General features: G+C 50.4%; 13 protein-coding genes. 8 read left to right on the forward strand and 5 right to left on the reverse strand.

Annotated features, from left to right (window positions below):
* The first annotated feature begins 1 nt into the window (after position 1).
* Genes B4V02_RS05370 through B4V02_RS05390 form a run of 5 tightly spaced genes read left to right on the forward strand, consistent with a single transcriptional unit; the run spans position 2 to position 6,178 of the window.
* A complete protein-coding gene (locus B4V02_RS05370; RefSeq protein ID WP_094154019.1) occupies positions 2 to 814 on the forward strand; it encodes an ABC transporter permease in 813 nt (270 codons plus the stop codon).
* A 52-nt stretch (positions 815 to 866) separates the two neighbouring features.
* Positions 867 to 2,411: a hypothetical protein gene (locus B4V02_RS05375; protein ID WP_094154020.1), complete on the forward strand. Its 1,545-nt coding sequence runs from the start codon at positions 867 to 869 to the stop codon at positions 2,409 to 2,411.
* 17 nt (positions 2,412 to 2,428) lie between these two features.
* The gene (locus tag B4V02_RS05380; protein WP_094154021.1) at positions 2,429 to 3,589 is read left to right on the forward strand and encodes a UDP-glucuronosyltransferase; all 1,161 of its coding nucleotides are present in this window, start codon (positions 2,429 to 2,431) and stop codon (positions 3,587 to 3,589) included.
* Positions 3,586 to 4,725, forward strand: coding sequence for a Gfo/Idh/MocA family protein (locus B4V02_RS05385; protein ID WP_094154022.1), 1,140 nt, complete (start codon positions 3,586 to 3,588; stop codon positions 4,723 to 4,725). The genes B4V02_RS05380 and B4V02_RS05385 overlap by 4 nt, the downstream gene beginning before the upstream one ends.
* A 52-nt stretch (positions 4,726 to 4,777) precedes the next feature.
* A complete protein-coding gene (locus B4V02_RS05390; protein ID WP_094156943.1) occupies positions 4,778 to 6,178 on the forward strand; it encodes a type III PLP-dependent enzyme in 1,401 nt (466 codons plus the stop codon).
* A 119-nt stretch (positions 6,179 to 6,297) separates the two neighbouring features.
* Here the strand turns inward: B4V02_RS05390 and B4V02_RS05395 are convergent, their stop codons facing one another.
* Genes B4V02_RS05395 through efeO form a run of 3 tightly spaced genes read right to left on the reverse strand, consistent with a single transcriptional unit; the run spans position 6,298 to position 10,397 of the window.
* Positions 6,298 to 8,124 (reverse strand): FTR1 family iron permease, encoded by a 1,827-nt coding sequence (locus tag B4V02_RS05395; RefSeq protein WP_094156944.1) that lies wholly within the window; start codon positions 8,122 to 8,124, stop codon positions 6,298 to 6,300.
* 25 nt (positions 8,125 to 8,149) lie between these two features.
* Positions 8,150 to 9,514 (reverse strand): iron uptake transporter deferrochelatase/peroxidase subunit, encoded by a 1,365-nt coding sequence (gene efeB / locus B4V02_RS05400; protein ID WP_094154023.1) that lies wholly within the window; start codon positions 9,512 to 9,514, stop codon positions 8,150 to 8,152.
* A 4-nt stretch (positions 9,515 to 9,518) separates the two neighbouring features.
* The gene (efeO, locus tag B4V02_RS05405) at positions 9,519 to 10,397 is read right to left on the reverse strand and encodes an iron uptake system protein EfeO (protein WP_094154024.1); all 879 of its coding nucleotides are present in this window, start codon (positions 10,395 to 10,397) and stop codon (positions 9,519 to 9,521) included.
* A gap of 302 nt (positions 10,398 to 10,699) precedes the next feature.
* Here efeO and B4V02_RS05415 point away from each other — a divergent pair, with 302 nt between their 5' ends.
* On the forward strand, positions 10,700 to 10,927 hold the full coding sequence (locus B4V02_RS05415) for a helix-turn-helix domain-containing protein (RefSeq protein ID WP_007431813.1): 228 nt from the start codon (positions 10,700 to 10,702) through the stop codon (positions 10,925 to 10,927).
* A 147-nt stretch (positions 10,928 to 11,074) separates the two neighbouring features.
* On the opposite strand, the gene B4V02_RS25825 is transcribed toward B4V02_RS05415, so the two are convergent.
* Together B4V02_RS25825 and B4V02_RS25830 are read right to left on the reverse strand one after the other, a co-directional pair.
* Positions 11,075 to 11,245 carry a hypothetical protein gene (locus B4V02_RS25825; protein ID WP_157739709.1) on the reverse strand — a complete coding sequence of 57 codons (171 nt, stop codon included), beginning with the start codon at positions 11,243 to 11,245 and terminating at the stop codon, positions 11,075 to 11,077.
* Positions 11,246 to 11,791: 546 nt separating this feature from the next.
* Positions 11,792 to 11,968 carry a hypothetical protein gene (locus B4V02_RS25830; protein WP_157136339.1) on the reverse strand — a complete coding sequence of 59 codons (177 nt, stop codon included), beginning with the start codon at positions 11,966 to 11,968 and terminating at the stop codon, positions 11,792 to 11,794.
* A gap of 214 nt (positions 11,969 to 12,182) precedes the next feature.
* Here B4V02_RS25830 and B4V02_RS05425 point away from each other — a divergent pair, with 214 nt between their 5' ends.
* Positions 12,183 to 12,824 carry a hypothetical protein gene (locus tag B4V02_RS05425; RefSeq protein ID WP_094154026.1) on the forward strand — a complete coding sequence of 214 codons (642 nt, stop codon included), beginning with the start codon at positions 12,183 to 12,185 and terminating at the stop codon, positions 12,822 to 12,824.
* Complete coding sequence (locus B4V02_RS26470) at positions 12,814 to 12,927, forward strand: putative holin-like toxin (protein ID WP_232289129.1); 114 nt, start codon at positions 12,814 to 12,816, stop codon at positions 12,925 to 12,927. Before B4V02_RS05425 ends, B4V02_RS26470 begins: the two co-directional genes overlap by 11 nt.
* Positions 12,928 to 13,081 lie beyond the last annotated feature (154 nt).

The following is a 13,081-nucleotide window of genomic DNA, read 5'->3' on the forward strand; positions in this document are numbered from 1 at the left end:
CATGAAAAATGTTTTCCGAAACGTTGGGCGTTATTTTAGGCTGTACTGGAAGTTCGTCCAGTTTTCCGTCATGTCGCAGATGGAATACCGCATTAATTTTATTACTGCGTTTCTGGTTGAAACGGCTTATTTGCTCATCAAGCTGCTGTACGCTTCGGTTCCATACCGGGCCGGGACGGACATTAACGGCTGGACTCCCGATGCGGTGCTGCTATATATCGGCGTATTTACGATGATGAGCGGATTTTACAGCGGCTTGTTCTACAGTAATTTTACAAGTCTGCCTGACAAAATCCGGACCGGCTCCCTGGATGTGCTTATCACCAAGCCGGTGTCGCTGCAATTTATGGTGACCCTGCGTCAATTTGAGCTGGGCTACACCGTGCCGAATGTAGTAGGCGGCGGAATCATGACGGGCATTGGCTGGGTTCGACTCGGGCTGCCATTTGATTTGGAAACCGTGGGCGGCTTCGCTGTGCTGCTCGGATGCGGGGTGCTTACGGCCTATTCCGTGTTTTTGCTGCCACAATTGCTGGCCTTCTGGATTATCCGCACGAATGGCGTAACGGAGCTGTCCAACAGCATTTTCGAGACAAACTATGTGCCGATGGCCGTGTATAGCAACCTGATTCAGCGTATTGGCTTGTTCGTGCTTCCGGTGTTTGTCATTTGTAACTTTCCACCCATGTTTATTCTCGGCAAAATGGATACCGGTTTGATTGTATGGGCATTTCTCGCACCTCTCTGGCTGCTGGCGATCATCCGTTTGATATGGCAGTTTGCGCTGCGAGATTATACGAGTGCAAGCCAGTAGCGTAGGCTAGTCATAGTAGGCTAATAACGAAGCAAGAAAGGAAGCGAATGACATGAATGCGATACCGAGCCAGCGTCATTTGTATATGGGAACGTTCGAAGCGGAGGCATACTGGCGGGACACCAAGTTGGCTTCCCTGCCCGCTCTGCCTGACCGGGCATCTTCAGCGATTGTAGCAGCGATGGATGAACTACTGTTCAGCTTTTGTCAGCCGGGAGATGCATTATTGACCCGTTATGCGATTTCGCCCGTGCATCGTCAGTATATCGCAGAGCTGGGCTTTCATCCGGCTGTCAATGAACGGGATTTGACGAATGGAATGGAGCAAGCTGGCGGCAACGTATCAGCGGCTTCTGTTTTTGAGCTGCTGGGCAGCCGTAAGGCCGATACCGGAGAGGGCTTCCCTCAGCTGGAGGGCTGTGTGCTCAGCCCGTTTGCGGGCTTGCCATATGTGGAAGAGGCCGCTCAGGCTTGGGGAATCACATTGCACCAGCCGCCGCTGGAGACGATTCGCAAAGTCAATGCCAAAACCTATTCCTCTGATCTCAAACGCAGTCTCGGCCTGCGCAATCCGGGCCATATCGTGACTTCGTTTGCGGATGTAGCTGAGGCGGGGCGCAAGCTGCTGCGGGATGGAAGCTTTTTAATCAAGGATGATTTTGGCGTATCGGGCAAAGGAAACCTGCACATTACTTCGACACAAATGCTGGACCGGATCGTATCGTATTTGCGTGGACAGGAGCGCAAAGGCAAACAGGTGCTATTCATTCTGGAGCCTTTTTTGGAAAAAGAGCAGGATTTTTCATGCCAATTTTTGATTGGTGATGATGGGAGGGTGGATATCCTATCCGTGCAATGGCTGGCCAACACTCAATTTGCCTATCGGGAATCTTTGTCGCCGGACGAGGCTTTTATGGAACGGCTGGAGCGCGAGGGTTATTTTAGCTTAATGCAGGACGTGGGACGGCAGCTGTATCAGGATGGATATTACGGTGATGTTTGCATTGACTCCATGACACTCCGTGGCGGAAAGCTGGAGCCGATTATCGAAATTAACGCCCGCAAGTCGATGAGTTTGATCAAGCATCAGCTCGATAATTTTCTCGCCACGAAAAACATGCGTGGCACGCTGACGAATTATTCACTGTCCCATGACGGCAGTCTGTCTTATGAGGAACTGCTGGAAGGGCTGAAATGTGAAGGACTGCTGTTCACAGGAGAACGTGAGGAAGGCATAATGCCGCTGGGCGCCAATACGTTATATGTGAACACAGGTGGACGGGATGGAGAAAACAGGATTGAAGGCCATACAAGCATATCAAGCACAACAAGCAGCAATGCAACCGTGCGCGAGGGCAGATCATCTGCCAAGCAGGTTCGCGTGAGTGGGATGAGCAGCGGTGATCGCGGATCAGAAGGGAATGGCATGGCCAAGCCGGACTTAAGTGGTAAAAAAGAAGCTGCCGGAAGCGAACAGACCCGAGGAAAGGGGCGTCTTTATTTGGAACTGGTTGCTGCGGGGGACGAAGACAAAATGCGTTTGACTACAAAGCTGGAGCGTTTTTTGGCGGAGCATCATTTTACAGTGCTGAATTAAACGGGAGGCGTATGAGCATGCGTACAAGTATAGAACAGCAGACGAAGATAACGATTTTGTGTTCCGGTTTCGGACTGGGCTTTTATACCCCTGGCTTGTTGCTGCAAGCGGGTTTTCGCAGACTTGGCTTCGATACGGCAATTCATGTGTTTGAAAATGTGCTGCCGGAATCGGCCCGTCTCCAGGTCGACAAAAGCCGCAAAGCTTATCACGACAATTTTGCCGTAGCCTTAATGTCACAGAAGGTGCCGCAGGATATGCGCAATTCATTGGACCCTGCTGCAATGGAAGTACTGCTGAACCAATGGATGGCAGAGGATCGGCGGTATTTTATATGCTTATCCGGTCATTGGATGTATGTGCTGGAGGAGTATCGCAAACGAAGAAATCCGGAGTCGGTGCAGGTGGACATCGTGTATATGGATTCGACACCTTCCCCTTCCTGGAAAAATCTAGCCAAGCATAACCCGCATTTTGCTGATGGTTGTGTAGAAACGACTTTATTTGAAAATGAGAAGAATAGAGTCAGCCATTATATTGATATTCCGGCTGTTGAGTATGTTTCGTTTGAAGAGCGGCAATCCCGCTTATTCGTACATGGCGGCGGCTGGGGCATGGGCACATACCGTGACAAGGTTGGACAGCTGGAAGAGGCGGGCTGGGAGCTGGATTTGCTGTTGTATGATCAGGATCAACCGGATGAACAACGGGACCGTATACGCTATTTTCGGATGGACCCGCAGTGGAGAACATGGCAGCGAAATGAAGCTGGAAAGCATACGTTTCCACCTTTCGGAGAGGTAAAACCGGGCGAGGAGACAGTGTATCGGGTTGGGCCGGATTACCATAGCTTGCTGGACCGAACATGCCATGTCCAAGCCATTGTCAGTAAACCCGGTGGAGGCAGCATGACCGATTCTTTCGCTACAGCTACTCCGCTTATTATGCTGGAGCCGTTTGGTGTGCATGAGAAGCATAATGCGGATCTGTGGGAACGTCTGGGACTAGGTATGCGCTATGAGACGTGGATGGAAACCTATGGCGGCAGTGCTGAGGTATTGGAAAATATGCATCGGAGGATCGTGGAGCTGCGCAGTCAGACGCCGCGCTATGTGGAGTCGTATGTGAATAGCATTCGAATGCAGGCGAGTACATCGGGAATGGAGAAAGGGTCATGAACCTCGCCGCTGCTGCACATGAACCTGCGGTAGGAGATATCCGCTTTGGAATCATCGGCTGTTCTGCCATTGCGCCACGTGCATTGCTGGAGCCGACCCAGCACGTTGCGGGGGCTCGTGTGACCGCGCTCGCGAATCGTACGGTTGCCAAGGCGGAAGAAATGGCAGAGCGTTTTGGGGTCAGTGTCGTTTATCGGCATGCCGAGGATCTGCTGAAGGACCCGGAGATCGACGCTGTATATATTGCACTTAGCAACGACCTGCATGCCGAGTGGATTGGCAAAGCACTGCAGGCTCACAAGCACGTGCTGGTGGAAAAGCCGTTGTGCCTGAATACGGCGGATCTGATTCCCTTGGCCGCGACTGTTGAGCAGAGCAGTGCTTACCTGCTGGAGGGAGTCATGGTGATGCATCATCCCTGGCAGCGTGAGCTGCGAAGGATCGTGGAATCTGGTTGCTATGGTCGTTTACGCTCCATAGCAACGAGTCTGTGCATTCCCGCCAGAGACGGGCATGCGAACAATTACAGATCCCGGCCGGAGCAGGGCGGGGGATGCTTTTGGGATTTGGGCGTGTACTGGCTTCAGCTGCTTCAGGCCGTCGTTGGATTAGAGCAGGCGGAATTCCGCAGCCAATCGGATTTCGACGGACCCCATGGCTGTGACTGGACATTTCACGCACAGGCCCGTTATCCGGGCGGCTTGGAGGCGTCAGCTCTCTTTTCATTCGAGCGGCCTTATCGCTGCGCTCATGTACTGACCTTTGATTCGGCGGTTGTCACCTTGCAGGACTGTTTTCGGGCAAATCTGGGTTTTTATAAAATGACACTCAAGACGGAAATGACGGAAATAGTACAGGACATCACGCCGAATATAACGGCTACGGCTGTATTGACGGAGGGATCATCGCATCAGTTGGCATCCCATTTTCACTCACAATTTCAGCCACAGCCACAATCCAAAATGAAAACTGTTTTCGAGCCTATGAACTATTATGTCAATCAGCTGGAAGCCTTCTGCAGCATCATCCGGGGGGAAGCGGAGCCGATTCCGTTCCGTGAGGCCGCTGAGCGAGTCAGACTGCTGGCAGCCATTCATGAGGCAGCACGTTCGGGCGAGACGATCTATGCAGTATGAGTATGTGCAACATGCTGAGGATAGAAAAGCGAAAAGAGGGGGATTTCAGCAGATGGTTGAAAAGGACGAGTCCTTGCTGGAGCGTTTTGGTAATCATCCGACACCATTTTACTATTATGACGGAGACGCAATGTCAGCTCATGTCAGCTCGCTGTTGGCCCGGTTGCACCCGGCTGTGCGTATACATTACGCGCTTAAGGCTAACGGCAACGTAGCCTTGGCGGGATTGCTGCGCTCGTTGGGCTGCGGCGTTGAGATCGCTTCGGCCGGGGAATTGTTCGTCGCCATGGAGGCAGGATATGCCGCGGAAGACGTGCTGTACGCCGGACCGGGAAAAACAGCAGCCGAGCTGAGCGAGGCGGTAGCCTGCGGAATCGGTTGCATTCATGTCGAATCGGTGCGGGAGCTGCGTCTACTGGAGGACATTGCTGCGCGAGCGGGCTTATTTGTCAGGGCTGCGGTTCGTATCAATCCCGATAACGATCTGTCGGGGGCGACGATTAAAATGGGCGGTGTTCCCCGTCCCTTTGGTGTCGATGAAGGGCAGCTGGATCACTTTTTTGAGACGCTGGAAGAATGCCCACATGTTTATTTTCAAGGCATCCAGGTATATACAGGCACGCAAATGCTAAAAGCGGATCAGATTCTGGCTTCGTTTGCAAACACGCTGCAGTTGGCGGAACGGGTACAGGCCCGGTATGGTGTTGCCATGCATACGGTAAATTTGGGCGGAGGGTTTGGTGTCCCTTATTTTGCTCATGAGCAGCCATTGGATATGGAGCAAGTCATCGACGGACTGAACGCGCTCGCCGAGCAGACCCGATCCCGTATGCCGGGAGTTACGCTAATTATCGAAAGCGGCAGGTATCTGGTCGCTCAAGCAGGTAGGTATGTTTGCCGGGCATTGTATACCAAGGAGTCCAAGGGAGAGAAGTTTGTGGTGGCTGATGGCGGCATGAATCATTATGTCTCGGCTACCTTTCGGGGCCGCCGTCTTCGGGACAACTACCCGGTGCGAATTATGCGCAGGCAGGTGACGGAACAGGAAGTACGGGAAATGGGAGCTAATATGCGCATGGGGCAGCAAAATGCTCCTATTCAGGAGGACATTGCTGTTGAACTGCCAGGAGAGGTTGCAAACCGGATAGAGGAGCATTCGACAGAAGCATCGCTGGAGCTGGAAACCGTAAGCATTGTTGGCCCGCTCTGTACACCCGAGGATTGTATGGTGAAAAAAGCACAGCTTCCCCCGATTCAGGAGGGCGACTATATCGTCTTTCCAAACGCGGGGGCTTATGGACTAAGCTATAGTCCAGTGCATTTTCTGGGACATGCTACCCCGGCAGAGCTGCTCGATTTTCGCGGGGAGGTGCATGTGATTCGTGAACACGGTGACCGCACGGATTTGCTGCATCATCAGCGCATGATTCCGTTGCCCGAGGATGCGCTGTAACCAAAGATGAACTGTAACCAAAGTTGTGCTGTAAATATGCAAAAACGCCAAAATCATCGGAGTCGATACACACTGACCCCGTGTTTTGGCGTTTTATATTATGAACAATGTGGATTGGATTAGTGTTGCTTGGAGCTGCGTATTTCCTGACGCACAAGCTGCCACACCATGAAGATCAGCACAGCCACTTGTGGGACAAACGTTTCCCAAGTCGGATACATTCCCAGCCAGCTAATGGAAGGGAGTGTGGAGGCAGTATGCCCCGGAAGCTTGCCAGCCACCTGAAGTGAATGAATACTTTCGCCCAGAAATCGGAATACGAGATAGTAAATCAGTACAGTGGCAGTCAGGAAAAAGGCGCGAATCGGCAACCTTACGCTAAATTTGATGATTGCAAATGCCAGGACGACCAGTATAGCCATCGCTGAGCCAATGCCGAGCAGCAATTGCGAGGTTTCGATGGCTGGAGCCATACCGATATAAAATATGGCTGTCTCGGCTCCTTCACGCAAAATCGCAAGTGCAGACACGGCGAATAGCGACCACAGGCTGCCGCGCGCCAGCGCATTGCCGACACTGCTTTCAACAAAGCGGTTCCACGCGGCGGCGCTGGATTTGCTGTGCAGCCAGCTGCCCACAGTCAGCATGAGCACAACCGCCACCAGCCCGGTGACGCCTTCCAGCAGCTCACGCATGCTGCCTGAGGCGGCAGCCGCCACCAGCGTGGTGAACAGCACCGCCAAGGCTCCGCTCAGCACCAGTCCCGTACCGGCGCCTGCCCATATCCAGCGGCCAGCTACGGCTTCGCCGCTTTTTTGGGCATACGCCAGCAGGGCTGCGAGCACGAGAATGGCCTCCAGGCCCTCGCGCAGCAAAATCAGAGCGGCATCCCAGGCGGTGTAGGAACGATTTTCCGTCAACGGGCGGAGTCTGTCCAGCATTTGATCGAGCGTCTGGATCGCTTTGGCCGTGTTTGGTGGAGAAGACAGGAGATGACCGGAAGTCTCGGTCATTTCATTTTCAATCGCAGTATACGAAGCTGGATCGGAAATTTGCACATGCCCCTCCACAGAAGGCCACAGAGCGATAAACTGACCTATTTTGTCAGCTGCTTGCTCTGGCTGATTGGCTGCCGCATCCTGGCGTGCGGATTCAAGCAATCGGACTGCATCGCTCAGGGATGCAGTCTTACCATTCGCCGTTCCAGGCGCCGCATTGCCTGCACTTGCTCCCTGTCCTGTGTTCACGGACTTGCCCTGACTATAATCAGATAGCAGGGTCGTCAGCTCCTGCGTTTCCTTAAGAGCCTGTTCTTGACGAATCGGCTCGGCTTGCATGGAAATGCGAATGAGACTGATTTTGGTTTCCAGCGCACTATATACCGAAAAATTGTCCAAACGAATCGGGGTTTCCACCTGATACCAGGCCTTTACGATTCGGTCGTAATCCACCCGGGCAGCGGTCCAGTCGCCTTTTTGCATGGCAGCCAGACTGCCCTTCGCCATAGGAAGCAGTTTTTCTGCTGCTGTGGCTCCAGCCGGGGCTGGTTGATCTCCTTCGGCAGCAGTCACATACTCATTGACCGAGCGGGCCAGCACGGATAGCGCAGCTTTCGCTGACTCCCCGCCGCCACTGGCCAGCGCCTGCTCCGCGTCGGTGAGCGCCTGATCTACAGCCGCGATGTGGGCTGAATCCCCGCCATTCGTTCTGGCAGTCTCCCACAGGGCACGGAATTGTTTGAGATCCCCGGAGGCTTCGACCCATTGGGCCTGTCCCGCTTCCACCAGCGCTCCGCCTACCACAGGCATTAGCTGATCGTTGGAGACAGCTTTGGCATCTGTTTGTGCAAAAGCGACCGCTCCGGAATCGGATATGAACGGAGTCGCTGTCAGTAGCAGAGCTGCCAGCAGCAACACCCATCCCAAGCTTTTATTGCGCCGCTTCATCATAAATCCCCTTCCTTGCCTGCTATTAAAATAACGTATCCCCGATGTAGCCGCCTTGCGATACACCCGGAAAGCAGGCGAACACCGCACTGCCTTTGTGTACAATATATTCATTCAGCTTGTCATTGCGCGCAAGCTTCTCCTGAATATGAACGAACTGCTTGAACAGATCACGCTGGTAGCTGATGAACAGCAGTCCGGCATCCAGCTGTCCTGTTTGCTTGTCCAATCCGCTTGAATATGAATAAGAGCGCCGCAAAATATTCATGCTCCCGTCTCCATGAGCCAATGCAACATGAGAGGTAGGGGGCGTAACTGACTTGCCTTCCGGACTTGTAGCCGCCAGATCGAGCTTGTCAAACTCCTTGGCCTTCCCTAGTGGGGCACCGCTGCTGCGATGGCGTCCAAAGGTATCCTCTTGATCGCCCAGTGTGGAGCGATCCCACACCTCTATCCGCATGCGTACACGGCGTACAGCCATATAGCTGCCGTTGCCCATCCATGCTGGCCCATCACTGGCTTGTGTCCACACCAGCCGCTTCATCTCGTCTGCCTTGGACGTGTCCGGGTTCCCCGTACCGTCCTTGAAGCCGAGCAAATTGCGAGGTGTGCTGCCTGCCGGGTCGGCCTGTGCTGTCCGCTGAAAGCCCTCCTGCGTCCAGCGAAGCACTGCCGTTCCTCGGGCGATACGCGCCAAATTACGCAGGGCATGGAAAGCGACCTGCAAGTCATTGGCGCATACCTGCACCCCGATATCGCCGCCGCACCATTGCTCATCCAGCGCATCCCCCTGGAAGCGCGGCAGCTCGCGGAAGCCGGCAGGTTTAAGCCCTGCCAGACCATAGCGGCCATCAAAAAAGGATGGCCCTACCCCAAAGGTGATCGTCGTCCGGGACGGCGACAACCCCGCTGCCTCGCCCGTATCGGAAGGAGGCAGGTTGAGGTTTTCATTATCCGTGCCGATCAGCGTACCAGAAGTCATCGTAGCACTTGCTTCCGTCCAGGCTTTGAACAGGCTGCGCACCTGTGCCTTGTCGCTTGTCGTCAGGTCAAAGGCTGCGAAGCAGATGAAATCCTGTGCCGGAGTCACAATACCGGCCTGATGTTTGCCGTAAAAAGGGACCATATCCAGGGTATCTGCCTCTGTCATCATGCTTTCGAGGCGTTGACCGGCTGACAGCACAGCTCCCACGCCACCGCCGCCGAGCAGGAGACCCAGTCCACCTACCCCGGCCAGCTTCAAGAGCTCCCGGCGTGATACGGTCTTGCTCTTTCCTGACAGCTCATCATCCGCTGGCAGCGCATCCTTTTTTTCCAGCTCAGCCTGTTCTTTGTGGGATTCCGCATGCTGCGACGCTCCCTGATCCTTTTGCCGCTTAAAACCCTTCATATCATTACACTCCTAACAATTTACCCATTTGGGACAGCGGTTCTGCCAAGGCATCAAGGTTCTGGCTCAGCTTTTTAATTTCTTCCGGCTTCAGCTTTGTATACGACACGTAGCCTTCACCTTCCTTGAAAGGAGCCAACTCCTGCTGCAAGGCCGCAAAGCGCTCACCAATTTGTTTTTCCAACGCCGCATCTTTTTGGTTCAGGTCTGTTTTCAGAATGTCATAGATCTTTTGGGCGCCCTCCACATTGGCTGCGAAGTCGTACAGATCCGTATGGGAATATCGTTCCTCTTCACCCGTCACCTTGGAGGTAGATACTTCATTTAACAGCTCGACCGCACCCGTTACCATCAGACTGGCGTCAATGTTGACCGTTTCTACCTTGGCACGCAGCAGCTTGGCATCACTCAACAGGCGGTCGGCAAACTCGTCCAATCCTTTGGTCGAGTTCTCTTCCCACAATGTTTTTTCAATACGGTGGAAGCCGCGCCAATCCGCTGCATCCACATCACCGTCGCGAGCATCGATATTCGGGTCCAGATCGCCCAGCGCTTCCGCAATCGGTTCAATCCGTTCATAGTACATGCGCGCGGGAGCATACAGCGCCTTGGCCTTGTCGAGATCGCCTGCTTTGACCGCATTCGTGAATTCTTCCGTCTTCTTCACAAACGTATCGCATTGCTGGGTGGCATAGGTGCGGTAAGCTGCTACCGCTTGATCAAAATTGGGGGCAGAAGCCGCAGGAGTCGTTGTCTGTGTTGCTGCTCCCGCATCTTTGGTTGCTGCAGCGGGCTGCTGAGTAGCAGTTCCGGTTTGTCCGCAGCCAGCAAACAGAATAGAAGAGACCAGCACACCGGCCGGTACGGCATAACGTAGTTTCATAATCAATGACACCCTTTCTGGCCACACTGGGCCTGAACCATAGTCTGTTGCGCGATATCTATATCGAATTTTATTTGATAATGATTATCAGTCGCGGTTTTTCTTATCATAAGGCTGGCCCATATGCCTGTCAATACATAATTTAGACACAAAGTCCAACCCATCATTAATGCAGTAAGCAAGGTGCCTATGCCCATTTTTATCCGCATATTGAACCATACCTGAGCACATGACATAAAATGTGTTGACTGTATCCCTTAACCTTGTTACACCACACAAAACCCGAGCAAGGAGGGGTGAAATTGACGAAGGGTAACGACCACAAAAACAAGTTTTTGTTAACTCACCGTGAACGTGAAGTATTTGAACTGCTGGTGCAGGACAAAACGACGCGTGACATCGCCGGACAGCTATTTATTAGCGAAAAAACGGTCCGAAACCATATTTCTAATGTGATGCAAAAATTGAACGTAAAAGGTCGTTCACAGGCGGTCGTGGAATTAATCAGGCTTGGCGAATTAAAAATCTGACCTCTTGTTCCTTGCGGGGTACAAAGTCTTCTCGATGGTCCTTCAACCGTGAGGGAGGGTCGGGAAGGCTTTTGTTTTGTAGTGAACATAAAAAAAACAAGCGAGTGTCTCAGAATTAGACATTCGCTTGTTTAGATCATTTGTGGTTTAAAAATCATAATCGAGTAGCTGTGAACAATGGATTTTTCCCTTGGAGAATGCACCGTCGAATTTGATGACCCATCCCCATTGTGCTGAAAGACGTTTTTTACGCTGGATAACCCGCTTTCTGTGGTGTCTAAAATAAGCTTGATTACGATTTTTTGGATTAGGTTTCATTACCATCACGCTCCCTTGGGATAGGCTCAGCCCGCAGGAATTTTCAAGGGTCAAAGGTTTCTACGGGCAGAGCGTGATGGTAATCCAATTTATATGATTAGGCATGAGTCACCTGCTTGGGGTTATTTTAAAGGTGAAAGTGGAATGTGAATCTTCGAAGAGAATTCTTCAACGAATTCCACATCGATTCGGCTAGTATGAAAGACATACAACTCACGTGCAGGGTACAGCTTATGAAAATGTTTATACCCTTCCCATGCTTGATGAGGGATGTCGTAATCCTGAATTACCACCATATCTTCAAGGTTTCGTATATGGTTGTTAGAACTGACTTTGATAGCTTCAATTAAAACAAAACGGTCTGGGAGCGTTTTAGTAATCTCTTCCCATTTAATTAGAGTCACCTCACCTTTTTATACTGATGGTCCATTATATCATAGTGATGTGTAATGAGGATTCAGTGAAAAGCATTCACGGCCATTCGTTTCAATAGTTTAGTTCAAAAAATCCTTGAGTACTTATACACTCAAGGATTTTTTTGTATCTTTATTTTATAAGTTTGATAAGTTGAATTTGAGATTGTTTGGGCAGAGAATCGGAGTGTTCGTATACACTGATCAAATAACTGACAACATCATTTTCATTACTCAAACCTAACTCTGTTTTTATGGATTGTAGTTTTTCTTTTATATCTTCATACACCATAACACTTTTTCTTTCCAAAATGGATTCGCCTCCCTAAGAGAAAATATATCACACGAATGAATTCAAAAAAAACGAAAATGAATTAAAAAAGAGTAATTTTGTATTCAAAAACATTTGACTATGTATTCTAAAACGGTTATTATGAATGCATAAGGGGCCTAAATGAATTCAAAATATGTAGAAATGGTCTCTGGAAATTATTTTTCATAAATTAAAATGAAGGATGATACATATGACAAACAAAGCAAAGATCAACATAATAGCCATCAAAGACATCGTGCGCATGGAGCAGGTTTGGGAACAAGAAGAAAAAGATGAGACAGGCTTATACTACTTCCACATTACAGATGTCCTTAACCGCAAATGGCAGACGATCGGATTAAACGTATCAGACGCTATTCAAGTGTTTGAAAACGGAAATGATGACGTGTGGACACGTATTATTAAGCCAGCTCCATTTAACTTTAATCTTACTGCCAACGATTTAATCAACATGCTCGATATCGGACCTGATGATTGGCGTATTCGTAATGCTATCCAAATCATACTGAATACTGTTGAAAGACGCAATGAATTCGTTAACAAAATTAAAAATATAAACTTACATGATATTGCTAATTTACTCTATAAAATGAAAAGCCAGTATCTACGGTACGCTCAACTCCCTAATGAAGAGTTTATTAAAATGTATGTCGCGAATCCAGTGGAGGCATTGTCTGTTTATTTCCTTGAGACTGTTGATGTACATACTTTTTGGGAGTGGCGTGACGCTGACGGTACTTATGAAAAAGCTATTGAGTATAAACGGGAGCAACCAGACATGACTCTAATTCAAGCCGTTGAAAGAGCAGAAGATGAAGCTTGTGGAGGTTAAAGATGCTCTGACATTAATGATGATGTTCGGTACGTTATTAGTTACACTAATCGGATTAATCGTGACCATTGTTATTGCATTGAACCAAAATAAAAAGAAATAAACGCTTTATTCTGACAAGGTGAAAAAAAATAAAATATTAAACCGCTGAAAGATGTAGGAATTTGTGTGTAAATGTTGTATTATATATAGAAGGAAGAAACTACCATTCGATCATGTGGCAACTCACATGAATAATCAATACAGAAGGCTGTACC

This window comes from Paenibacillus kribbensis, assembly GCF_002240415.1.
GTDB classification, from domain to species: domain Bacteria; phylum Bacillota; class Bacilli; order Paenibacillales; family Paenibacillaceae; genus Paenibacillus; species Paenibacillus kribbensis.

Excerpts from the sequence above, each read along its gene's own strand:
- B4V02_RS05380 (WP_094154021.1), top strand. The coding sequence starts at position 2,429 with ATGCGTACAAGTATAGAACAGCAGACGAAGATAACGATTTTGTGTTCC.
- efeO (WP_094154024.1), bottom strand. The coding sequence starts at position 10,397 with ATGAAACTACGTTATGCCGTACCGGCCGGTGTGCTGGTCTCTTCTATT.
- B4V02_RS05370 (WP_094154019.1), top strand. The coding sequence starts at position 2 with ATGAAAAATGTTTTCCGAAACGTTGGGCGTTATTTTAGGCTGTACTGG.
- B4V02_RS05385 (WP_094154022.1), top strand. The coding sequence starts at position 3,586 with ATGAACCTCGCCGCTGCTGCACATGAACCTGCGGTAGGAGATATCCGC.
- B4V02_RS05390 (WP_094156943.1), top strand. The coding sequence starts at position 4,778 with ATGGTTGAAAAGGACGAGTCCTTGCTGGAGCGTTTTGGTAATCATCCG.
- B4V02_RS05425 (WP_094154026.1), top strand. The coding sequence starts at position 12,183 with ATGACAAACAAAGCAAAGATCAACATAATAGCCATCAAAGACATCGTG.
- B4V02_RS05395 (WP_094156944.1), bottom strand. The coding sequence starts at position 8,124 with ATGAAGCGGCGCAATAAAAGCTTGGGATGGGTGTTGCTGCTGGCAGCT.
- B4V02_RS05375 (WP_094154020.1), top strand. The coding sequence starts at position 867 with ATGAATGCGATACCGAGCCAGCGTCATTTGTATATGGGAACGTTCGAA.
- efeB (WP_094154023.1), bottom strand. The coding sequence starts at position 9,514 with ATGAAGGGTTTTAAGCGGCAAAAGGATCAGGGAGCGTCGCAGCATGCG.
- B4V02_RS25825 (WP_157739709.1), bottom strand. The coding sequence starts at position 11,245 with ATGAAACCTAATCCAAAAAATCGTAATCAAGCTTATTTTAGACACCAC.